This is a genomic window from Ruminococcus sp. HUN007 (assembly GCF_000712055.1).
Lineage (GTDB): Bacteria > Bacillota > Clostridia > Oscillospirales > Ruminococcaceae > HUN007.
Window position 1 is genome coordinate 3,089,689 of sequence record NZ_JOOA01000002.1, and the last position, 22,106, is coordinate 3,111,794.

The 22,106-nt window shown below is 43.4% G+C and carries 22 protein-coding genes; 13 read left to right on the forward strand and 9 right to left on the reverse strand.

What is annotated here, in order from left to right:
* Window positions 1–113: 113 nt before the first annotated feature.
* The 9 genes from CC97_RS17500 to hydG all read right to left on the reverse strand — a co-directional run bounded on the left by CC97_RS17500 (window position 114) and on the right by hydG (window position 11,458).
* On the reverse strand, window positions 114–1,589 hold the full coding sequence (locus tag CC97_RS17500; protein WP_044976668.1) for a DUF1846 domain-containing protein: 1,476 nt from the start codon (window positions 1,587–1,589) through the stop codon (window positions 114–116).
* A gap of 219 nt (window positions 1,590–1,808) precedes the next feature.
* Window positions 1,809–3,566, reverse strand: coding sequence for a transposase (locus tag CC97_RS17505; protein ID WP_044973470.1), 1,758 nt, complete (start codon window positions 3,564–3,566; stop codon window positions 1,809–1,811).
* A gap of 20 nt (window positions 3,567–3,586) precedes the next feature.
* On the reverse strand, window positions 3,587–3,958 hold the full coding sequence (locus CC97_RS17510) for a hypothetical protein (protein WP_044973469.1): 372 nt from the start codon (window positions 3,956–3,958) through the stop codon (window positions 3,587–3,589).
* 304 nt (window positions 3,959–4,262) lie between these two features.
* Window positions 4,263–5,507 carry an SGNH/GDSL hydrolase family protein gene (locus CC97_RS17515; protein WP_044976669.1) on the reverse strand — a complete coding sequence of 415 codons (1,245 nt, stop codon included), beginning with the start codon at window positions 5,505–5,507 and terminating at the stop codon, window positions 4,263–4,265.
* Between the two features lie 84 nt (window positions 5,508–5,591).
* Window positions 5,592–6,629, reverse strand: a complete 1,038-nt coding sequence (gap, locus tag CC97_RS17520; protein ID WP_044976670.1) for a type I glyceraldehyde-3-phosphate dehydrogenase — start codon at window positions 6,627–6,629, stop codon at window positions 5,592–5,594.
* A 190-nt stretch (window positions 6,630–6,819) separates the two neighbouring features.
* Window positions 6,820–7,752: a cohesin domain-containing protein gene (locus tag CC97_RS17525; RefSeq protein WP_044976671.1), complete on the reverse strand. Its 933-nt coding sequence runs from the start codon at window positions 7,750–7,752 to the stop codon at window positions 6,820–6,822.
* The gene (locus tag CC97_RS17530; RefSeq protein WP_044976672.1) at window positions 7,688–8,539 is read right to left on the reverse strand and encodes a cohesin domain-containing protein; all 852 of its coding nucleotides are present in this window, start codon (window positions 8,537–8,539) and stop codon (window positions 7,688–7,690) included. The genes CC97_RS17525 and CC97_RS17530 overlap by 65 nt, the downstream gene beginning before the upstream one ends.
* A gap of 196 nt (window positions 8,540–8,735) precedes the next feature.
* Window positions 8,736–10,028: a [FeFe] hydrogenase H-cluster maturation GTPase HydF gene (gene hydF / locus CC97_RS17535; protein ID WP_044976673.1), complete on the reverse strand. Its 1,293-nt coding sequence runs from the start codon at window positions 10,026–10,028 to the stop codon at window positions 8,736–8,738.
* Window positions 10,029–10,039: 11 nt separating this feature from the next.
* Window positions 10,040–11,458, reverse strand: a complete 1,419-nt coding sequence (gene hydG, locus CC97_RS17540) for a [FeFe] hydrogenase H-cluster radical SAM maturase HydG (protein ID WP_044976674.1) — start codon at window positions 11,456–11,458, stop codon at window positions 10,040–10,042.
* 195 nt (window positions 11,459–11,653) lie between these two features.
* Between hydG and CC97_RS17545 the strand changes: the two genes are divergently transcribed.
* From CC97_RS17545 to CC97_RS17605, 13 genes are all read left to right on the forward strand, one after another.
* Window positions 11,654–12,196 carry a YqeG family HAD IIIA-type phosphatase gene (locus CC97_RS17545; protein ID WP_044976675.1) on the forward strand — a complete coding sequence of 181 codons (543 nt, stop codon included), beginning with the start codon at window positions 11,654–11,656 and terminating at the stop codon, window positions 12,194–12,196.
* 15 nt (window positions 12,197–12,211) lie between these two features.
* Window positions 12,212–12,649: a type II 3-dehydroquinate dehydratase gene (aroQ, locus tag CC97_RS17550; protein ID WP_044976676.1), complete on the forward strand. Its 438-nt coding sequence runs from the start codon at window positions 12,212–12,214 to the stop codon at window positions 12,647–12,649.
* 19 nt (window positions 12,650–12,668) lie between these two features.
* A complete protein-coding gene (locus CC97_RS17555) occupies window positions 12,669–13,742 on the forward strand; it encodes an aminopeptidase P family protein (protein ID WP_044976677.1) in 1,074 nt (357 codons plus the stop codon).
* Window positions 13,743–13,969: 227 nt separating this feature from the next.
* Window positions 13,970–14,527: an elongation factor P gene (efp, locus tag CC97_RS17560; protein WP_044976678.1), complete on the forward strand. Its 558-nt coding sequence runs from the start codon at window positions 13,970–13,972 to the stop codon at window positions 14,525–14,527.
* Between the two features lie 37 nt (window positions 14,528–14,564).
* On the forward strand, window positions 14,565–15,053 hold the full coding sequence (locus CC97_RS17565) for a CD1247 N-terminal domain-containing protein (RefSeq protein ID WP_044976679.1): 489 nt from the start codon (window positions 14,565–14,567) through the stop codon (window positions 15,051–15,053).
* A gap of 73 nt (window positions 15,054–15,126) precedes the next feature.
* Window positions 15,127–16,329 carry a M15 family metallopeptidase gene (locus CC97_RS19235; protein WP_197021880.1) on the forward strand — a complete coding sequence of 401 codons (1,203 nt, stop codon included), beginning with the start codon at window positions 15,127–15,129 and terminating at the stop codon, window positions 16,327–16,329.
* 90 nt (window positions 16,330–16,419) lie between these two features.
* Window positions 16,420–17,178 carry a pyruvate formate-lyase-activating protein gene (gene pflA / locus CC97_RS17575; RefSeq protein WP_044976680.1) on the forward strand — a complete coding sequence of 253 codons (759 nt, stop codon included), beginning with the start codon at window positions 16,420–16,422 and terminating at the stop codon, window positions 17,176–17,178.
* 235 nt (window positions 17,179–17,413) lie between these two features.
* Window positions 17,414–18,145, forward strand: a complete 732-nt coding sequence (rpsB, locus tag CC97_RS17580; protein WP_044976681.1) for a 30S ribosomal protein S2 — start codon at window positions 17,414–17,416, stop codon at window positions 18,143–18,145.
* Between the two features lie 115 nt (window positions 18,146–18,260).
* Complete coding sequence (tsf, locus tag CC97_RS17585) at window positions 18,261–19,178, forward strand: translation elongation factor Ts (protein WP_044976682.1); 918 nt, start codon at window positions 18,261–18,263, stop codon at window positions 19,176–19,178.
* Window positions 19,179–19,266: 88 nt separating this feature from the next.
* The gene (locus CC97_RS17590) at window positions 19,267–20,112 is read left to right on the forward strand and encodes a putative ABC transporter permease (protein ID WP_049963014.1); all 846 of its coding nucleotides are present in this window, start codon (window positions 19,267–19,269) and stop codon (window positions 20,110–20,112) included.
* 16 nt (window positions 20,113–20,128) lie between these two features.
* On the forward strand, window positions 20,129–20,803 hold the full coding sequence (gene trmB / locus CC97_RS17595) for a tRNA (guanosine(46)-N7)-methyltransferase TrmB (RefSeq protein ID WP_044976683.1): 675 nt from the start codon (window positions 20,129–20,131) through the stop codon (window positions 20,801–20,803).
* A gap of 221 nt (window positions 20,804–21,024) precedes the next feature.
* On the forward strand, window positions 21,025–21,213 hold the full coding sequence (rpmB, locus tag CC97_RS17600) for a 50S ribosomal protein L28 (protein WP_044976684.1): 189 nt from the start codon (window positions 21,025–21,027) through the stop codon (window positions 21,211–21,213).
* Window positions 21,214–21,461: 248 nt separating this feature from the next.
* Complete coding sequence (locus CC97_RS17605) at window positions 21,462–22,103, forward strand: site-2 protease family protein (RefSeq protein WP_044976685.1); 642 nt, start codon at window positions 21,462–21,464, stop codon at window positions 22,101–22,103.
* Window positions 22,104–22,106: the final 3 nt, after the last annotated feature.

Genomic DNA, 22,106 nt, shown 5'->3' on the forward strand with positions numbered 1-22,106 from the left:
GAAACGCTGATTAATTCATAAATCAGCGCGGGGATCCGGGGCGAAGCCCCGCAAATCCCACCTTTGTAAATCCGGCGAAGCCGGATTTACGATTTAATCAGTGTTTTCTTAACTTACTGAATTTCATTGCTGAATTTCGGTTCGCATGTGAGATTTACACCGAGACGCTTGAATGTCATTTCATCCTGCTGCGAAAGGATAACTGTTGAGTGTACTTCACAGCCTCTGAGCTTGTCAATCTGGTCAGCAGCGATCTTTGCCTTTTCACTTGTTGTGGCACAGATGGAAAGAGCAATAAGGGTCTCGTCTGTGTGGAGACAAGGGTTGTTGTTTCCGAAGTGTGAAACCTTGAGTTCCTGAATAGGTTCGATTATTTCAGGTGACATGAGGAGAACGTCATCGTCAATGTTTCCGAAGTGCTTAAGAGCATTGAGGATAAGAGCTGAAGCTGCGCCCATGAGCTTTGAAGTCTTTCCTGTGATGATAGTTCCGTCAGGGAGTTCCATCGCAGCGGCAGCGTCACCGGTTGCGGCTTCCTTTGCAAGAGCAGCAGCGGCAACCTTACGGTCAGAAGGCTGAACGCCTGCCTGCTTCATAAGAAGTTCAAGCTTTATGATCTCGTCGTCCGGTACAGTACCTTTTCTGCGTCCGCAGAGTGCAACGTAGTATCTTCTGATTATTTCTTCCTTAGACGCTTCGCTTACAGCCTCATCGTCGAAAATACAGTTGCCTGCCATATTAACGCCCATGTCAGTAGGTGACTTGTACGGTGATTCTCCGAGAATTGTTTCGAACATGGCATTGAGAACAGGGAAAACCTCAACGTCACGGTTGTAGTTTACAGTTGTTTTGCCGTATGCTTCAAGATGAAATGGGTCGATCATGTTCACATCGTTGAGGTCAGAAGTAGCAGCTTCATAAGCTATATTGACCGGATGGCGGAGCGGGAGGTTCCAGATAGGGAAGGTCTCGAACTTTGCATATCCGGCATCTTTGCCGCGCTTGTTTTCATGGTAGAGCTGTGAAAGGCAGGTCGCCATCTTTCCGCTTCCCGGACCAGGTGCTGTTACAACAACAAGACGGCGTGTGGTTTCAATGTAGTCATTCTTTCCGTAACCGTCATCGCTGATGATGAGCGGAATGTTTGAAGGATATCCCTTAATGTTGTAGTGGTGATAAACCTTAACACCGAGAGATTCAAGACGCTTCTGGAAAGCTTCAGTGGTATCTGAGCTTTCGTACTGTGTGAGAACTACACTGCTTACGTAGAGCCCGATCTTCGTGAAGATGTTGAAAAGTCTGATCACTTCCTTGTCGTAGGTGATACCGATATCGCCTCTGACCTTGTTCTTTTCAATATCTCCGGTGTTGATAACAATTACGATTTCAGCTTCATCCTTGAGCTGAAGGAGCATCTGAAGCTTACTGTCCGGCTTGAAACCCGGCAGAACACGTGATGCATGATAGTCGTCAAAGAGCTTGCCGCCGAATTCAAGGTAAAGCTTGTCCTTGAACTTTGAGATACGTTCTCTTATGTGTTCCGACTGCATTTTTAAATACTTATCGTTATCAAAACCGATTTTTTTCATTGAATGACCAACCTTTCAAATAATCGTACTTCCTTATATCGATACAAATAAACCACCAAATATTATATAATATTTGAGCTCCAAATACAAGTGAGCAAAAATCGTTTAATTTGTGTAAATCAACAAAGGTTACTATTCACGACCTAATTTTCCCAGTACAAAAGAAAACAACACCACTGGACCGGTTTTATTACCGGCCTGGTGGTGCTGTATTTTTTATTATTCACATTCAGCAAATATTTCTTCGACAGTATATGGGTTACCATCACATAATCTTGTTAATGCATCATATTCGTTGATTCCATTTCTTCGGCATGTTTCAATGTATGTACGAATCATTGCATAGTTATTTGCTGTTTTTGAAGATGCGAACTGACCTGACACCTTCATTTTTGTTTTCGTCCCACGTAGTGCTCGTTCTGAGAGATTATTTGTTGTAGGCAGACTGAAATCATATACCCAGGCGAAGTAATTGCTGCGATATTTTATGATTCTGCGTATCAGAGCGCGTTCCGGACCGCCTGAATATTTTGATGTATTCGCTTCTGCCAGCGTTTCTGCTCTTTGCAGAAGTTCTGTAAGCTTGCTTTCAAAATTTTCAAGATATCCATCATCAAATCGTGTTGTTCCTGCTTGTATCAGATTCTTTCGGTCTTTTATCGTTGCTGATATCAATGCTTTTATTTCAAGCAGTACTTCATGATTGGTTTCATCTGCAAGTTTCTGAAGATCGCGCTGCAAATGTGCATTACACTCAATATTTATGAACACAAAACGTTCATTGTAATTGATGCTGTTATGATCATGCATAACAGATGTTTCAGCAGAAAGATTTTCAAGTATTCCATCCAGAAGAATTCCGTTCATATCTTTGTTTTCATGGGCTGCAAAGAACGCGATTCTTTCGTCTCCGTAAAATCTCAGGCAGATTCTTTTGGTATCGGCGTAAACCACGGTATCATCCCAGTAAATGAGCAGTCTTTTAAGTAACTCCCTTCGCAAATCATTATGAAAAACTGCCAGTGCTTTGGCGGCTCTGGCCTGTACTTTAGCTACATACCCTTCACTCGGACTGATCTCTCCGTTTGTTATGCCCTGAAAGAATACAGGAACCTTATTTATTGACGAATTCATAATATTCAGCAAAACAAGTATCATTGCCTGTACGTTTGCTCCATATCTTACTTTCGTTCTTTTTTCAGGTGCCGTTCTGCTGATCACCAGGGTCCCGCAATTCTTACATTTGTAGACGTAATACTTATGCTTCACCCTCTTTACTTTAACTTCTACTTCTATTTCATAGCGATTTTCTGTTTTTCCGGTATATTCAAACTCATCTTTTTTGCATTTCGGACAACAGTCATCTTCAGTTAAACAATGTTCCGTTATATCAGTTATTGCTTCTTCTGCAGGTGGTTCAAGCTCTGATCTTTTATGCCCTGTTTGGCCTCCTTTGGAATTATCGGTTTCTTCTCTGCTGTTTGGTCTTGCTTTTGATTTCCCGATTGGTGTCTGCGATGTAGGCAGAGATGTATTGGTTCCATCTCTGTCCTGTACCGCTTTCATATGCCGGATCTCGGCTTTAAGTGTTTCTATTATGGTGTCTTTCTCGTCAAGTGCTTTTTGATATTCTTCGTCCTTCTTAGCAAGCTTTTTTTGATACTCACAGAACAAATCATAGTTTTCCTGTCTTAATTTACAGATTGTATCTATCTTTTCATCAAGCTCTTTGGTGTGATTTTCGCATTCAATTACAAGCTGTTCATACCAGATATCGCGTACTTTCTTCACTGCATTTTTTGATGACCGAACTTGTCTGCAAAGCTGTTTTATCCGCCTCTGATATCCAAGATATATGAGATGATGATTATGCTGCAGTTTTTTATATCTCTCACCATTTTCAAATTCTTTTACCAGACGTTTAAGTCTTTTATTTTCATATTGTAATGATGTATTGATAAAAAACTGCCTGTTCATAGCTTGCTTCCTGTTCTGTTTTATTTCTGTTCCAGCGCTCTTTCTGCTGATTCCTTTATGTTCAGTAAGTGATTTTTAAGAATAGCATTTTGTTTTTCAAGTTCGCTGATTCTTTTATCTTTCTGTATACTTTCTTCTTTTAGTTTTTTTATGATTTCCTTGTAATCCGGTTCTGCTGTTACCTTCGTTTCAACAGTATTGCTATTTGATTCTGATTTAGCCTTTCGTCCCGGCTTTCCTGTAGACGGTATCAGTTCTCCCGTTACCGGATCTTCCACTCCAAGATACTTGCGTATTGGTCTTGATTGTTTGGTTACAGGGTCGTAGTGTGATGTTGATTCATAAAGAACCACTCTTCCGGTTTTCTTATCTGTGTAGCGTACAATCGACATGATTTCAGCTTCCTTTCTACACTTGGTACTTATTATTATATCACATACCAACGAAAATGTCAATAGTTTTATTGGTATCTATTTAAACAAATACCACTATGCTTTTTTGTACTTTTTTTACGTAAAAAAACAGTGCTGAAAACATCGCATTTTCAATGTTTTCAGCACCATTATCATTTTTCTATTTTACATTATTTGGCCGTGAATAGTAACCAACAAAGTGCGGCACTGTCTGACACAATCAGAAATAACAACGGCACCTCAGTTTCTGAGGTGCCGGAAAGTGTGTTTTATTATGTGCCAGTTATTTTTTCTTCCTTAACATCACACACGCAGCGGCTGCTGTGAAAAATCCTGTTAGAACTACAGGGCTTATGCCGCGGTCGGATGTGGCAGGGGAGGAGGAGACGCTCTTTACTGATACTGTTGTAGTTGATGAAGCTGGTGCTTCGGTTGTTACAGCAGTTGTTGTTTCTTCCGGAGGTATATAACCACCGCCGTTAGCTGGAATGTTGGGTATTTTCGAAACAGCTGTTGTTGTAACTGCGGCTGTTGTCCAGTCTACTGAAGATATCACAGGCGGCGCATCGGTAACTGCGGCAGTTGTAACAGCGTTTTCACCGATAATCTTATCCGGATCGATATCTGAACGCATATCTTCAGGGAGAGCGTTGAAAGTTGCGGTGTCGATCATCTCATATTTTATAATGTTCGAGAGGATAGTATCGTTATCTTCTCCGGTGATATCGCTGATGATAAGCTCGGCGATCTTTATGTGGCCTGCTTCAGTCGGATGAACGTCACCTGAACGGATGTAGTCATCGGAACGGCCTTTGAAATTCTCGAAAACAGGAACAAGCTTTATTCCGTCGATAGCGGCAAGCTCTTTGTTGTAGGCACTGATGCTGTTCTGAGCGAAAGTGCCGAGGATGCGCATTGTATCGTTGTCGCTTGACAGATATGAGTCAAAAGGATTGTACATTTCAAGGAAATATATTTCCGCATCAGGATATTTAGCCCTTGTCTCATCAACGATCTTTACAGCGTTTGCTGCTGCATTTTCGGTTACTGTATTTACTTCAGCCAGTTTCGCAGTGAAAGCTGTCTGGTCTGCGGAGATCTTCTGAGTGATAACTGCTCTTTTTTCCGGTGTAAGAGTGGCAAGTGTATCGCCTTCATCCATGTACGGCTTAAGAGCTTCTTCGAAAAGATCAAGATAGTCGTTGCCGCCTGATGATATCATAACATACTTTACATCGGCTGCTGTGCTTCCTGCTATGATCTGATAATTAAGTATCTGGGCAGATGTTGCGCCGATCCTTGCGTCGGAAACTCCGACATCGATACGACCGGAATGAATAAGATAGTATGTTACGCATTCGGCGAATGACTCAAAAGCTGATTCACCTGCAGCTACAGGACCGATACCTGAAGCAATACTGTCTCCGGCTGTGAATGAACATTTGGCTGAGACTGAAGAAATTGTCACGGATGCGAGAAGAGAAAAGGAAATGACGATACCAAGTATCCTTTTCAGATTTGCTTTCATAAATATACCTCCCTTTAAAACAAACAGAGGGCAAGCATAGCCTGCCCTCTGAAAACTTATTCGTGAGAATAATTATTTTTTTGATTAGCCAAGTTCAGCAAAGTACTTGATTGTTCTAACCATCTGTGATGTGTATGAGTTTTCGTTGTCATACCATGAAACAACCTGTACTTCGTAGAGATCGTCAGCGATCTTTGAAACCATTGTCTGTGTAGCATCGAAGAGTGAACCGAACTTCATGCCGATAACGTCTGAAGAAACGATCTGGTCTTCGTTGTAACCGAATGATTCGGAAGCAGCAGCCTTCATTGCAGCGTTGATGCCGTCAACTGTTACGTTAGCACCCTTAACAACTGCTGTGAGGATTGTTGTTGAACCTGTTGGAACTGGAACTCTCTGTGCAGAACCGATGAGCTTGCCGTTGAGTTCTGGAATTACGAGACCGATTGCCTTAGCAGCACCTGTTGAGTTAGGTACGATGTTAGCAGCACCAGCTCTTGCTCTTCTGTAGTCGCCCTTTCTGTGAGGACCGTCGAGGATCATCTGGTCGCCTGTGTAAGCGTGGATTGTGCTCATGATACCGCTCTGGATCGGAGCATACTTGTTAAGAGCATCAGCCATAGGAGCGAGGCAGTTTGTTGTGCATGAAGCAGCTGAGATGATCTTGTCATCCTTTGTAAGAGTCTTTTCGTTTACGCTGTATACGATAGTCTTGAGGTCATTGCCTGCAGGAGCTGAGATAACAACCTTCTTGGCACCAGCATCGATGTGAGCCTGTGACTTATCCTTTGAGCAGTAGAAACCTGTGCATTCGAGAACTACGTCTACGCCGATCTCGCCCCAAGGAAGTTCTGCTGCGTTAGCCTTTGCATAGATTGTGAGTGTCTTACCGTCAACAGTGAGAGTACCCTTTTCGTCATCAGCTGTAACTGTGTGCTTGTTTTCGCCGATCTTTCCGCAGTATCCGCCCTGAGCTGTATCATACTTGAGGAGCTGAGCGAGCATTGAAGGCTTTGTAAGGTCGTTGATAGCAACTACCTCATATCCTTCAGCGTCAAACATCTGTCTGAAAGCGAGACGACCGATACGTCCGAAACCATTGATTGCAACTTTAACTGACATAGTTAAAATACCTCCATAAATAATTGTAATAAAAAATATTATATTTCTATTCTATATCAAAACCCGTATAATTTCAAGTGCTTTTCAAAAAAAGTTATGACGGGCTGTTAAAAAAACAGATAGGAAAAAGCAATAATTCTATTGATTTTACCACGTTTCCGACAGCACGGGAGATGATAGAGAAGTGAAATCAGTTTATATTGGATGAGAAAACGCCGCTGGTGGAAATGAATCCTGTTTTTGACACTGAAACCGGTTCAAGTGCTGATGTGTCATATGCGAGATATGCGTTGAATGCAGCAATAGGCTCTGTTACATTCTTCAGACTGCACTTTACAGTTACTGTATCGCCCGGCTTTCCGCTTGCGCTGGTAACAGCAAATGAAAGACCGGAATCAGGAACAGCGGTATCCTCTGCAGTTTCGTTTACTCCTATATATCCCGGAATATATTTTATATCAAGATCCTTTATAGGGTCTCCATCATTACAGAATGAAGGTGAACGATCCGAGTCCTCGAAAAACTGGATCTCATATTTTCCGTTCTTTGCGCCGTCCTTTATTTTGAATGTAATGTCCAGAATTTCTGTATCTGATGTAATATTTTTAAATACTGCCTTTCCGTTTACATTTGCAACATCTGCGTACCAGAGCATTGCTACAAGTTCGTCAGCAGGCTTTAAAGGAGCAGCGTTGTTTTCACTGCTTTCGCTGTTACCGTTGTTTCCGTTGCTGCCGTTGCCGCCATTGTTTCCGTTATCTGCTCCGGAAGGAGAGGCAGAAGACTTTGAAGGCTTTGCGGGAATGTTAGGCTTTGCCTTGTTGCCGCTTGCGTCAGTAATTACAGCACCTTTGTCATCAACGATGTTGAGTTCGGTAACCGGATTTCCCGCGTCATCCTTTACGACATCGCCCTGTGCATCAGTAACTTCAGCTACTTCTATTTTATAGCCGTCAGCATCCTTTTCAGGTATGTATTCGTCGTTCTGTGCGCTGTCATCAGACGGCTGTCCGGCAGAAGGTGATGATGTTGAGACCGTTCCGTCCGGAGAAGTGTTTTCACATGATGCGAAACATAATGCAGATGTCATAAGAACGGCACAGATAAAAATGCGTTTTTTCATTGTTTGATTCCTCCGTTACTTGACAGTAATACTTCCGTTTTTTGAATACCGGTGTGCGGATGAGAAGAGTTTCGGTATCACGGTCGTAGTCGTTGCACATTGCTGCGCCGTCACCGTCAAGATCCGTATCGAATGAAAGATCATATTTGCCTGCAGGAGTGTCATCCTTTACCTTTAATGTAACTGTGGCAAATGTAGTGTTGTCCCTGAATGACTGCTGTGAGCCGTCGAGATACAGGCAGACAAGTGTTGTTTTGTCAGGTTCGTCTTCCTTTTCGAAAGTGTTGAATGTAATATTTGAGTACATTACTGAATCTTCGTTTTCTTCATCGTCAGCATCGCCGCCGACTGCTGAAACGTATTCAAAATACTCCTTGTTGAAATCTATCCATGTGATAAGAGTTGTAAGTCCTGAGTTGTCAGAAAGATCTACCTTGAAGGTAACTTCTTCACCTGCACTTGCCTCAACGTCAGGAAGCGAAAGAGTAAGACTTTCATCAACGGTTTTCTGAGGAACCGGTGCGTCTTCGTTGGAAGCGTTCTCGTCCATCTTAGGAGGCTTTCCTATTTCCGCGCCGTCTGCAGTAGTTGTTTTTGGAGCAGACGCATCTGATGCACTGTCCTGTGCTGCAGAAGGATCTGCTGCGCCTTCACCGGCAGTGACTGCAGGTGAGTCAGGTGTTACGCCGGCATTGCCGTCAGGTTTTGCCTGTTCACATGATGTAGCTGTTAGAGTAAAAAGTGACACAGCAGCAATAAATGCTGTAATTGATTTTAACTTTTTCATGTATGTTATCTTCCTTTCATAACTGCTAAAAATTAGTAAAAACCGGCTCTTCAGCCATTCACTATTATATCATAACTGCATATGATGTGCAAGTAAAATGATATTTTTTCATTATTTTTTCAGAAAACTTATCACAATGTTAATGAAACACTGATCAAACCGGATTCCCTGAATACCACGCTGATCAGCTGACAAATCAGCGTACACACGCGGGAACACTGCCCGGTATGCTGCACAGTTCAGGAAACAGTGTGAGCGTGCGCGGAAGTATCCCGTTAAGGAATGACAGGACCAGACCGTAGTTTGTGAACGGTATGTTTTGCTTTCCTGCTTTTTCTGCTCTTGAATGCATCTCACGTTCGTTAAGCATACATCCTCCGCAGTGTATCACAAGAGAGTATTCAGAAAGATCCTCCGGAAATTCACGGCCGGATGTAAAGCGGAAATCAGGCGAAACACCTGTGAATTTTCTGATAAGGGCAGGGAGTTTCACTGTCCCTATGTCACCGCACTGCCTGTGGTGAGTGCAGCCTTCCGAGATCAGTACCCTGCTGCCGTCACGCAGATCACGGATGGCTCTGAGACCGAAAAGAGCCTGCTCAAGAACGCCTTTGTAGTTCGCCATCAGAATTGAAAACGAGGTAAGTGTTATGTTTTCCGGAGTTTTTCTGTTTATTTCAGCAAAAGCCTGACTGTCGGTTATAACGAGTTTAGGTTTCTTTCCGAGCAGTGAAAGGGTTTCTTCGTATGTTTCCGGCTGAGTTGCGACAGGTATTGCCTTTGCATCAAGTATTTCGCGCATGACCATCTGCTGCGGAAGGATGAGCCTTCCTTTCGGTGCGGCTTCATCAACAGGTATCACCAGCACGGCAATGTCAGCAGGGGAGAGCCTGTCTCCTATTATCAAGCCTTCTTTTTTCTGCGGTGTCGATATTTCTGCTATAAGTTTCTTCAGATCTGTGATATTTTCACCGGTCACCGAACTGACATAAACAGTATGTTTTGCGGAAACGGATCTGCCGGTATCCCCGTCCCGGGAGTCAGTGTCAGTACGGCCGGTAATACAAGTTTCCACGGATCCCGTTCTTTCTTTCATAAGATCACACTTTGTAAACGCTGTAATATACGGAATGTTTCTTTCGCTTAAGAGTCCGGTTATTTTTATGTCTTCTTCCGTAAGGCCTGTTCTGCTGTCGGCTGCGAGCACTGCGGCATCAGTTTTTTCAAGGATCTGTAAAGTTTTCTGTACACGCATTCCGCCGAGTTCTCCGCTGTCGTCATAGCCCGGTGTATCGATGATCATGACCGGTCCGGCAGGAAGAAGTTCCATTGCCTTGAACACCGGATCAGTCGTAGTGCCTTTTATATCAGATACTACTGACAGATTCTGACCGGTCACTGCATTTACCAGACTTGATTTTCCGGCATTTCTTTTTCCGAAAAAGGCTATGTGTATGCGCTCGGATGAGGGCACGTCGTTAAGTCCCATAATGACCTCCGTTAAAATCTGAAATCGCGTTTTCCTTCTGAGATCTCTGCAAGAAGTTCAGCGGTTTTATGTCTTGTTTTTTCGTTCGGTATATTTTCAAGTTCCGCTGAAATAAGTTTTTCACCTGTCTGCTTTGTACCCTCCGAAGCGTAGTCATCAAGATATTCCTTTAGGGTGAGAAGTGCGTTCGGAAGACAGCAGTTGTGGATCTGCATGTTCTTGCACAGAGCCATGAAACGGTCACCGGTTCTTCCTTCACGGTAGCAGGCGGTGCAGAAACTTGGAATATATCCCATCTGCATAAGCCAGTTTACCACTTCGTCAAGTGTACGTCTGTCACTTACCTCGAACTGAGCTGAACTTTCATCTTCCGGCTCTTCCTCACAGTATCCTCCGACGCTTGTTCTCGATCCGCCGCTTATCTGGGAGATGCCGCACTTCAGTACTCTTTCGCGACAGGCTGCAGATTCGCGGGTCGAGATTATCATTCCGGTATACGGAACAGCTATTCTGATACATGCAACTATCTTTTCGAATACGTCATCGCTTATTCCGCCGTCAAATACATCCGGATCGATGTCATCGGCTTTTCTTACACGCGGTACGCTGATGGTATGCGGCCCTACTCCGTGAACCGCTTCAAGGTGTTCAGCATGCATGAGAAGTGCTGCAAATTCATATTTGTACAGATCCAGCCCGAAAAGAACACCAAGGCCTACGTCGTCTATGCCGCCTTCCATCGCTCTGTCCATTGCTTCGGTATGGTATGCGTAATCGTGCTTCGGTCCGGTCGGATGAAGCTTTTCGTAGCTTTCCCTATGGTAAGTTTCCTGGAAAAGAATGTATGTGCCGATTCCTGCTTCGGCAAGCTTTCTGTAGTTCTCGACGGTGGTGGCAGCTATGTTTACATTGACTCTGCGGATGGCGCCGTTTTTGTGCTTTATACTGTAAATGGTCTTTATCGAATCGAGAATGTATTCAATAGGATTCATTTCAGGATCTTCGCCTGCTTCAATGGCAAGACGCTTGTGTCCCATGTCCTGAAGAGCGGTAACTTCCTTTACTATCTCATCCTGTGTAAGCTTTTTACGCGGAATGTGCTTGTTTTTCAGGTGATACGGACAGTAGACGCATCCGTTGACGCAGTAGTTGGAAAGATAGAGCGGTGCGAACATTACTATACGGTTTCCGTAGAAATCCTTCTTTATCTGACAGGCGAGATCAAGTATCTCACGGTTCATCTGTTCATCTTCGCACATGAGAAGAACAGATGCCTCACGGTGGTCAAGACCTTTGCGCATGCGTGCTTTTTCAAGTATTTTTCCGACAAGTTCAGTGTTGTTTCTGTTCTGCTCGGCATATTCGATGGTTTTAAGTACCTCTTCATCCGAAATAAATTCTTCGGCCTTAAGGGAACGTGGATCGTACATTTTTAAGGACTGCCTTTCAATTATAAAATATCAGTTTCTATTATACACCTAAAAAAAAATATACTCAACCTATTGCGGACAAAAAAATAATTGTGCTATAATCTATAGTGAATGTCACAGACAGATACAGTGAACGGATGGATCTTTCCGGCGTTTGCTGAATACTATAACTAATCAGAAGAAAGAAGGAAACTTGTGCTTAAGATAGATATTGCACTGAAGAGCATAGTTGACCTTACACCGGATATACTGAAGGAGAACGGAATAAAGGGACTGCTGCTGGATCTTGACAATACTCTGACTACTCACGATAATCCGAGGCCGGCCGACGGTGTTCCGGAGTGGATCTCGTCGATGAAGGAAAACGGTATAAAGATGATGATCGTTTCAAACAATCATTTTGAACGTGTGAAACCATTTGCTGAAAAGCTCGGACTGGAGTTTGTGTGTGAAGGAAAAAAACCGCTTCCGGACGGATTCAACAGAGCACAGAAGCTTATGGCTCTTCCTTCGGAAAACCTTGCGGTGGTCGGCGACCAGATCTACACCGATGTACTTGGGGCTGCGCTTAAGCCGCGGGTAAAATGTGTCTATGTTTTTCCGATAGAATTTGAAAAGAAGGGATTTCTCGCCTTCAAGCGCAAAATAGAAGGCCCGTTCCTTCCAAAAAAACTTTACGACGGAAAATCATCCGCGAACCTTACATATAAATCAAGGATCCGGAGAAAAATAACTTGAAAAGGCGGCTTGAAAATGAAAATACTTGTAATGCACGGACCGAATCTTAATCTTCTCGGTGAAAGGGAACCGGGTGTGTACGGTTCGGAAACATTTGAAAAACTCAATAACGATATTATGGCTCACGCTGAAAAGCTCGGTGTTGAATGCGAGATATACCAGTCGAATCATGAGGGAGCGCTCATCGATAAACTTCATGAAGCCAGAAAAGACTGTGCCGGCGTTGTATTCAATGCAGGTGCGTACACTCACTACAGCTATGCGATAAGAGATGCCATAGCAGCCATCAGGATACCTGTTATCGAGGTCCACATCAGTCAGACTGCATCGAGGGATGAGTTCAGACACATATCAGTCATAGGCCCGGTTTGCAAGGCAACCATTGCCGGATTCGGCCGTGACAGTTACATTCTCGGAATGGACGGACTTGTCAGAATGCTTGAAAGAAACTAAAGAAAGCTGTGATTAAGCAATGACGGAAACAAATATAGAAAAACTTATGTCGATGATCCCTGACAGCCATACCTGTGCAATGGTCACCGATCCGGTAAACAGAAGATATTTTACCGGCTTCAGGACAAGTGCCGGAACTGTACTGTGCTTCAGGGACAAGGCTTATTTCATAGTTGACTTCAGATACTATGAAAAAGCAGCGGAGACTGTAAAAGGAATGGATGTCATCCTTCAGGATGACGCAGATGAACAGATCGCAGAAATACTCTGCAGACATGCTGCGGAAACACTTATGATCGAAGCGGACACTATGACAGTCAGTGAACTCCGTGAAGTTTCGGAAACCTTCGGAGATGATGTTTATATTGACTCTTCTCCTGAACTCAGTGAAATGATCAGAGATCTCAGGATAATCAAGGATGACACTGCCCTCGATAAGATAACCGAAGCCCAGCGTATAGCTGAAAAGGGATTTGAATATGTCCTTGAAAACATTAAAAGGGGAATGACGGAAAAGGAAGTCGCCCTCATGCTCGACAACCGTATGAAGATACTCGGAGCTGAGGATATTTCATTCGATACGATAGTCCTTTTTGACAGAAATGCATCACTGCCGCACGGTGTTCCCGGCAATGACCGTCTGGAAAAAGGCTTTGTGCTCATGGACTTCGGCGCAGTCGTTGACGGATATCACAGCGACATGACAAGAACGTTCTATGCCGGTACTCCGTCCGAACGTGAGAAAAAGGCATACGAAACTGTTCTGAAGGCGCAGCTTGCAGGGATAAAGGCAGCAGCTCCGGGACTTACCGGAAAGCAGCTGGATGCAGTGGCAAGAGATATTATCAATGCTACGGAATTCGAAGGATCCTTCGGCCATTCTCTCGGCCACGGTGTCGGAATGGAGATACATGAGGAACCGTATGTTTCATCAAAGAAGGAAGATGTACTTGAACCCGGCATGATAATTACAGTTGAACCGGGCATCTATCTTCCGGGTGAATTCGGCATAAGGATCGAAGACATGGGAATGATAACCGAAGATTCGTTTAACGACATAACAAAGGCTCCTAAGGAACTGATAATGATCTGATGTACATAAACGCGGCCGGAAAACACTGATAAACTTTTCGTATCTTTCCCGCCGGAACAGAGAGCGAGGTAACCGTCCGGAAATTTCGTCCCCTGACCGGTAAAACCGGCCTGTATCAAAAAATTTTGATTAGGTATTGCAAAATACAGTGTTTTAGTGTACAATATAAAAGTAACTACATTAATTTACTATCGTATATTTACAATTTATTTGGAGGTATTTATTTTATGATTTCTGCTGGTGATTTCAGAAACGGCGTAACATTCGAAATGGACGGAAACGTAGTTCAGGTTATAGAATTTCAGCACGTTAAGCCAGGCAAGGGCGCTGCATTTGTAAGAACAAAGTTCAAGAACGTTATTACAGGTTCAGTTGTTGAAAGATCTTTCAACCCTACAGATAAGTTCCCTACAGCTTTCGTTGAAAGAAAGGATATGCAGTATCTTTATGCTGAAGACAACCTTTACTACTTCATGGACATGGAATCATACGAACAGATCCCGATTGACAAGTCAAAGCTCGGCGACAGCTTCGCTTTCGTAAAGGAAAACATGGAAGTTAAGGTTCTTTCATACAAGGGCAACGTATTCGGTGTTGAACCTCCGTTCTTCGTAGAACTCGAAGTAACTGAAACAGATCCTGGCTTCAAGGGCGATACAGCTACAAACGCTACAAAGCCTGCTACGCTTGAAACAGGTGCCGAGATCAAGGTTCCGCTTTTCATCAACCAGGGTGACAAGGTAAGAATCGATACAAGAACTGGCGAATACATGGAAAGAGCTTAATGTAAATCCGGTTTTATCCGAAAAAGGAGGATCATTTATGAAGCTTACAGAAAAAATGTCTTATCTTAAGGGATATATTGACGGTATCGACCTCGATACTACTACAAAGGAAGGCAAGATCCTTGCTAATGTCGCAGATGTTATGCAGGAAATGGTCGCTTACATCGAAGATCTTCAGGGTCAGGTTGACGAGCTCACAGAACTCTGCGAAATACTTGATGAAGATCTCGGAAGCGTAGAAGAAGATTTCTACGATTTTGATGATGACGAAGATGATGATGACGATGACTGCGAATGTGATGACGACGACTTCGACGATTACGACTTCGATGACGAAGACGATGACGAAGAACTTTACGAAGTTATCTGCCCGACATGCGGCGATTCAATCCTTCTTGACAGTGGTATGCTTGATGAAGGATCCATGGCCTGTCCGAACTGCGGAGAGAATCTTGAATTTGATCTTGATGATCTCGACGCTGAGGATACTGATGAGTCTGATGACGAACAGGACAGCGGTATCTGATCAGTATTTTTCCTTCAATTAAATGATTCCCCCTTTTTTAAGGGGGAATTTATGTTTTAGTGAGGTGATCTGTTTGCGGAGGAGAAGACGTATAAAGTACATCGGATATATCAGAATGACAGTTGCTGCACTGCTTCTGGTGCTTATCATTCTTCTGTTTGATTCTCTCAGAAGACATGCTGCGCCTAAAGAAGGAAAAAGCACTCTGAATGTAACCATGTCGTCGCAGACCAGCGATGAAGTAAATGATTCCGGAAATGTACCTGCTGATACTGAGTCCTCTGAAGAGGAGATCCCTTATGAAAAGAAAGAAATTGACAGTAATGATTACCGTCGTGTTGTAAAACTTAAAGCAGATCTGGGGCTCGGTGACCTTATAATGGTGAACAGACAGAACGCGAGCAGATTCCCTGATATTTCTGCCGACCTTGTTCCCGTTTCATCAGGTATCGGTACTGACAAGGCGTATAAAGTTTCGTACAATACCATTAAGCTTCAGAAAGTTGCTGTTGAAAATTTCAGCAATATGATGAGCGATTTTTATTCACTGTTCTCTGACGGTGACGTTACCGTTGTCGGCGGTTTCGTCTCCTATGCTGAGCAGAATGCTGATTATTCGCCTGTTGCGGCGGATACGCCTTTTGTATCATCGGAAAATCAGCTTTCACCGGGATATTCCGAGCATCATACCGGACTGGCGCTTGACCTTAAACTGGTAAGCAGCTCCGGCTCTATTTCCGCGTATGACGGTACCGGAAATTACAAGTGGATAAACGACAACTGCTATAAGTACGGATTTATTGTGCGTTATCCTTTCGGAAAGGATGAAATAACAGGAGTTGCGGGTTATCCGGCACATCTCAGATATGTAGGTGTTCCTCATTCATATATTATGCATGACAACGGATTTACCATGGAAGAGTATATGAATGAAATGAAAAAATATATTTTCGGCTACGAGCATCTTTATTATTCAGTCTATGGCTATGACTATGAAATATATTTTGTGCCTGCAGAGTCAGTTGCGGAAGAGACAGTAGTTGCTGTGCCGAAAAAAGAAGACTATTCAGTTTCAGGAAATAACTGTGACGGATTTATAGTTACCGTGTGCAGAAAGGCTGACGGCGAGACGTGGCAGCCGACACCATCGCCGGCCGCTGCTGAAAACAACGCGGTCACTGAGGCGGCAGACGCTGTTCTTCAGGACGGCGGAGCTCAGATACCGTCTGATCCTGCTGCGGAAACAGTTGCACAGGCAGTACCGGCTGCAGAATAGGATAAACTGATCCCTCTGCGATCCGGCATAAAAAATCAAAACGGGAATCCGGCCTGATCAGTGGACCCGGAAATTACAGGAGTTTTATTTATGAGCATAAAAGGAAAAATTCATTCTCTCGAAAGTTTCGGAGCCGCAGACGGTCCGGGCGTGCGCTTTGTAGTCTTTTTAAAAGGTTGCGACATGAGATGCAAGTACTGTCACAACCCGGATTCATGGGCATCGCAGGGTGGTGAAGAGTGGACGGCTGAGGACCTTATCGCAAAGATAATGAAGTATCAGTCCTACTGGGGAAAAGACGGAGGACTTACTGTCAGCGGCGGTGAACCTCTTCTTCAGATCGATTTTCTCACCGAGCTGTTCAGACTTGCGAAAAAGGAAGGTGTCCACACCACTATTGATACATCAGGAAATCCTTTTACAAGGGAGGAACCGTTCTTTTCAAAGTTCAATGAACTGATGAAATATACGGACCTTCTTCTCCTTGACATAAAGGAGATCAATCCGGAACGTCACAGGGAGCTTACAAAGCAGGATAACGCAAATATCCTTGATCTTGCGAAGTACCTTGCTGAGATCGGCAAGCCGGTATGGATAAGACACGTACTTGTGCCGGAAAACAGTGACTTCGATGAAGATCTTGACAAACTGGGCGATTTCATTGCTACACTCGGTAATGTTGAAAGAGTTGAAGTGCTTCCTTACCATACACTTGGTCTCTTCAAGTGGGAAAATCTCGGCATAAAGTATCAGCTTGAGGGTATTGAGCCGCCTACAGATGAACGTTTTGAAAATGCGTGCAGAAGACTCAGAACTTCAGAATACACAAAATACATGGATAACCACTGATCATTTAAAGATACACTTGTGATAATTCACAAATATTGTGATAAGTGTGATGAAATATTCGTTATACGATAAAGCCGCCGGAGTATTGAAAAATGCTCCGGTTTGTGCTATAATAGACCAGTAATTCACACGCTGGCGATTCAGAAGACCGGTGCCTTTCATTTGAAAGGTTGTCCGATGAGCTAACATCAGCGGAGGGAATAAATAAAAAACCAATTTACAGGAGGACTACACAATGGCAGTAGTATCAATGAAACAGCTTCTTGAAGCTGGCGTACACTTTGGTCACCAGACAAGAAGATGGAACCCTAAAATGGCACCTTACATCTTCACAGAAAGAAACGGTATCTACATTATCGATCTTCAGAAGACAGTAAAGAAACTCGAAGAAGCTTATATGTTCATCCGTGACATCTCAGCTCAGGGCGAATCAGTACTTTTCGTAGGTACAAAGAAGCAGGCCGGCGATTCAGTTAAGGAAGAAGCTTTACGTGCAGGCGCTAACTACGTAAATGCAAGATGGCTCGGCGGTATGATGACAAACTTCGAGACAATCAAGAACAGAATCAAGAGACTTGAACAGCTCAGAAAGATGGAAGAAGACGGCACATTCGCGCTTCTCCCTAAGAAAGAAGTAAGCAAGCTTACACTCGAGATCGAAAAGCTCGAAAAGTTCCTCGGCGGTATCAAGACAATGAAGAAGCTCCCAGGCGCTTTATTCATCGTTGACCCAAGAAAGGAAAAGATCGCAGTTGCTGAAGCTAAGAAGCTCAACATCCCGATCGTTGCTATCGTTGACACAAACTGTGATCCTGATGAAGTTGATTACGTTATCCCGGGTAACGACGACGCTATCAGAGCAGTTAAGCTCATCGCTGGCGCAATGGCTGACGCTATCATCGAAGGCAGACAGGGCGAACAGTCAGCTGAAGCTGCAGAAGAAGCAACTGAAGAAGCTGCTGAATAATTCAAGTTTAACATAAAAATACAAACCCGAATGGCAGTTTAAGTCCTGTAAATATGGAGAATATCTGAAATTCGGGTTTTCTACTGTAAATAATCTAATACTGGAGGTAATAACAATGGGTAAGGCATCCGTTGCAGAAATCAAAGAACTTATGAGCGCTACTGGCGTTGGCATGATGGACTGTAAGAAGGCTCTTGAAGCTAACGACGGCGACAGAGAAAAGGCTATCGAATTCCTCAGAGAAAAAGGTCTTGCAACACAGGCTAAGAAGAGCGGCAGAGCAGCTGCTGAAGGTGTTGTAACAGCTATCGTAAACGGCAATGTCGGCGTACTTGTTGAAGTAAACACAGAAACAGACTTCGCAGCTAACACACCTGATATCAGAGACTTCGTTGCTGCAGTTGCAAATACAATCATCGAAGCTAACCCGGCTGATGTTGAAGCTCTCAAGGCCTGCAAGCTCAGCGGCAGCGACAAGACAGTTGATGAAGTTCTCACAGAACTCGCTGGTATGAAGATCAGAGAAAACATCGTTATCCGTCGTTTCGTAAGATTCGAAGGCAAGCTCGCTTCATACATCCACAACGGCGGCAGCATCGGCGTTCTCGTTAAGATGGAAACAGAACTCCCTGCAGATGCAGTTGCAGTTATCGGTAAGGACGTTGCTATGCAGAGTGCTGCTCTCGGCGCTGCATACGTTACAAGAGAAAACGTTCCTGCTGACGTAATCGAAAACGAAAGAAAGATCATGAAGATCCAGATGGCTGAAGATCCTAAGATGGCTAACAAGCCTGATCAGGTTAAGGACAAGATCATCGACGGTAAGGTTGAAAAGTTCTTCAAGGAAAACTGTCTCCTCGAACAGGCATTCGTTAAGGACGACAAGCTCTCAGTTCAGGGCTACGTTGATGCAGAAGCTAAGAAACTCGGCGGCACAATCAAGGTTGTTGACTGTGTACGTTACGAACGCGGCGAAGGCATCGAAAAGAAGGTTGACGATTTCGCAGCTGAAGTTGCAAGCATGACTAAGTAATAGCTTTCCTTTGCGGTTGACACTTTCTATATTATCAAGTATAATATAGAAAGTGTTTTTTTTATTTATGAAAAAGGGAGGACGGAAGATGCAGCATATATATGTAGGCTTCCTTCAGAATACAGTTTTTGAACTGTTTTTTTATTTTTTATGGTGGTCAGTATTCGGCTGGTTCCTTGAGGTCGTTGACCGTACACTTGAGACCGGAGGATTTGAAAACAGAGGATTCCTTAACGGTCCCATATGCCCGATATACGGATTCGGTGTCATTATAATCACACATGTACTTGCCCCTCTTAAGGGTGACTTTCTTGTCCTGTACGTTCTTTCAGTTGCTATCTGCACAAGTTTTGAACTGTTTGTCGGAGTGCTGATGGAAAAGACATTCCATGCGAAGTGGTGGGATTATTCCGAGGAAAAATTCAACTACCGCGGATTTATCTGTCTTCGTATCTCACTTCTGTGGGGAGTAGGTTCGGTACTGGTGATATGTGTGGTGCATCCGCTCATTGAAAAGCTCGTGGCAAAAATACCTTATCTGGGCGGAAATATTTTTGCGGCTGTTGTAACGACGATCATTGTTATCGATATTATTGCGACACTGTCTGATATCCGTCAGTTCAATATGAGACTTAAGCAGGTCGATTACATTGCGACACTGCTTCATGACAAGTCGATCGCACTCGGCGAAAACATCTCGGATGAAGTACTTGTCTTAAATGCCAAGTACGAAAAGCTTTCCGAGCAGATAAAAACTTCACGTATCGTAAGGGCGTTTCCGACTATGAAACCACTTAATTACACACGTACATTCAAAGTCATCAAAAGCAGGATAAGCAATAAATTCCGTCCTGAAGACTATGACGAGAAGTATGAAAACACAAGATTACTGATCGAATCAGTTCCTGCTGCGGGAACTGACGACAAAAACTGAAAGGCATGAAATAATAATGAGGATCAGAAGAAAACCATGGGCAAGACCTGAACTTGAGGCCTGCGAATTCTGTGTAAAGGATCCGGGTGCACTCAAGGGAAAGTGGAGACAGAGCTTTGCAAAGGATCAGCCGCTTTACGTTGAACTTGGCTGCGGAAAAGGTGGTTTTATTTCACAGGTATCTGCGGCAAATCAGAATATTAATTATGTGGCTATAGATATCAAAAGCGAAATGGCTGCCTATGCACGAAGAAAGACTGTTGCCGAGTTTGAGAAGGCTGGTATCGGTAAAATCGAAAATGTCAGGCTTCTGGTACACAACATAGAGAACATTGATGAAGTGTTTGACGAGAATGATAAAATCGACCGCATTTACATCAATTTCTGCAATCCGTGGCCGCGCGGAAAGCATAATAAGAGAAGACTTACTTATCCGAAAAAGCTTCTTCGTTACAGAACCTATCTTAAAGAGGGCGGCGAGCTCTGGTTCAAGACCGATGATGATGAGCTTTTTGCCGATTCACTTGAATACTTTAAGGAAACAGGCTACAGCATAAAATACATTACCTACGATCTGCATGAAAGCGGTTTTGAAGAAAACACAGTAACTGAACATGAAAAGATGTTCTCGGATGAAGGCATAAAAATCAAGTTCCTTATAGCCGTTCCGGGAGAAATTGAGAAGAACTGACAGATCGGTACGGCATGAAAATAATCCTTCCTTCTCTGAAAAGGCGGGGAACAGCTAAAAAACTTTGAAAAAACTCTTGCAATTTAATCTGAAATATGATATAATTATCAAAGCGTTCCTGAAAACTCTATATGTTTTGGGAATGTTGAAAATGTATTGAGTTTTCAGCAACGCTGATGTTTCATCGGAAACATCAAGATTTGTTTAAGGAGGTGCGCAAAATGGCAAAATGTGAAATCTGCGGAAAGGGCGTTACTTTTGGTATCAAGGTTTCTCACTCACACAGACGTACAAACAGAACATGGAAGCCAAACGTAAAACGTGTTAAGGCAATTGTTAATGGTACTCCTTGTCATATATATGTATGCTCAAGATGTCTGCGTTCCGGCAAGGTGACTCGCGCAGTCTGATTGATTACCAGAATAACTAAATCTGATTCACTCTTCTGATAACAGAAGAGTGAATTTTTTTTACCTCTGAAAACTGGAATAAACAGGCATTTTCCTTGATTTTTTAATGAAATTAAAGTAAAATAGAAGTGTATATATTATAGCAAACGAAAAAGAATCCAGTCATCATCAGCCGTTTCCGCATCAGAGAAAAACCTGACGGATCTGTATTTTACGTTTGCTTTGTAAAAAAGGAGTTACGTACATCTATGTATGATTTTAGCATAATGCGTATTGCTATAGGAGCACTTATGGTGTTCACAGTATTTCCGGTAAGACAGTATGCAAGAAACTGGATGGCTGTAAAGCTCGGTGATGATACTCCTGAAAAGGAAGGAAAACTGACCCTCAATCCTTTTGCTCATGCTGATCTTTTCGGTATTATATTCATGATACTGATAGGATTCGGATGGGGCCGTTCCGCTACCATCAATCCGTCCAACTTTAAATGTAAGAACAAAAAACTCGGTATGCTGGCAGTTTCGTTTGCAGGACCGGTTTCCAATCTTCTTTTTGCCTTCATAATGTCGTTCCTTTATGTATTGGCTGGCTATCTCAGATGGGGCCACACTGCGTTACAGATAATAAGCTATATTATGATACTTAATCTTAATCTGGCACTGTTTCTTCTGCTTCCGGTCCCGGGATTTGACGGAGGTGACATACTCATGCAGTTCCTTCCTGCGAAGTTTCTGTGGAAGATCGCACCTTACCTTCGTTACATTTCGCTCGGACTTATACTGCTCATACTGTTCGGACCTTTAAGGGGCGTTATAGGAATTGCTGTACAGTATGTCGCATACTTCCTGCTTAATATCTCCGACCTTATCTGTTCGCTGTTTTTCAGGTAATTC

Bases quoted from the DNA above. Each gene is read 5' to 3' on its own strand.
- hydF (WP_044976673.1), bottom strand. From the start codon at position 10,028: ATGGGACTTAACGACGTGCCCTCATCCGAGCGCATACACATAGCCTTT.
- CC97_RS17525 (WP_044976671.1), bottom strand. From the start codon at position 7,752: ATGAAAAAACGCATTTTTATCTGTGCCGTTCTTATGACATCTGCATTA.
- rpsB (WP_044976681.1), top strand. From the start codon at position 17,414: ATGGCAGTAGTATCAATGAAACAGCTTCTTGAAGCTGGCGTACACTTT.
- CC97_RS17515 (WP_044976669.1), bottom strand. From the start codon at position 5,507: ATGAAAGCAAATCTGAAAAGGATACTTGGTATCGTCATTTCCTTTTCT.
- gap (WP_044976670.1), bottom strand. From the start codon at position 6,629: ATGTCAGTTAAAGTTGCAATCAATGGTTTCGGACGTATCGGTCGTCTC.
- CC97_RS17555 (WP_044976677.1), top strand. From the start codon at position 12,669: ATGACGGAAACAAATATAGAAAAACTTATGTCGATGATCCCTGACAGC.
- tsf (WP_044976682.1), top strand. From the start codon at position 18,261: ATGGGTAAGGCATCCGTTGCAGAAATCAAAGAACTTATGAGCGCTACT.
- hydG (WP_044976674.1), bottom strand. From the start codon at position 11,458: ATGTACGATCCACGTTCCCTTAAGGCCGAAGAATTTATTTCGGATGAA.
- efp (WP_044976678.1), top strand. From the start codon at position 13,970: ATGATTTCTGCTGGTGATTTCAGAAACGGCGTAACATTCGAAATGGAC.
- pflA (WP_044976680.1), top strand. From the start codon at position 16,420: ATGAGCATAAAAGGAAAAATTCATTCTCTCGAAAGTTTCGGAGCCGCA.
- CC97_RS17605 (WP_044976685.1), top strand. From the start codon at position 21,462: ATGTATGATTTTAGCATAATGCGTATTGCTATAGGAGCACTTATGGTG.
- trmB (WP_044976683.1), top strand. From the start codon at position 20,129: ATGAGGATCAGAAGAAAACCATGGGCAAGACCTGAACTTGAGGCCTGC.
- aroQ (WP_044976676.1), top strand. From the start codon at position 12,212: ATGAAAATACTTGTAATGCACGGACCGAATCTTAATCTTCTCGGTGAA.
- CC97_RS17565 (WP_044976679.1), top strand. From the start codon at position 14,565: ATGAAGCTTACAGAAAAAATGTCTTATCTTAAGGGATATATTGACGGT.
- CC97_RS17590 (WP_049963014.1), top strand. From the start codon at position 19,267: ATGCAGCATATATATGTAGGCTTCCTTCAGAATACAGTTTTTGAACTG.
- CC97_RS17500 (WP_044976668.1), bottom strand. From the start codon at position 1,589: ATGAAAAAAATCGGTTTTGATAACGATAAGTATTTAAAAATGCAGTCG.
- CC97_RS17505 (WP_044973470.1), bottom strand. From the start codon at position 3,566: ATGAACAGGCAGTTTTTTATCAATACATCATTACAATATGAAAATAAA.
- rpmB (WP_044976684.1), top strand. From the start codon at position 21,025: ATGGCAAAATGTGAAATCTGCGGAAAGGGCGTTACTTTTGGTATCAAG.
- CC97_RS17510 (WP_044973469.1), bottom strand. From the start codon at position 3,958: ATGTCGATTGTACGCTACACAGATAAGAAAACCGGAAGAGTGGTTCTT.
- CC97_RS17530 (WP_044976672.1), bottom strand. From the start codon at position 8,539: ATGAAAAAGTTAAAATCAATTACAGCATTTATTGCTGCTGTGTCACTT.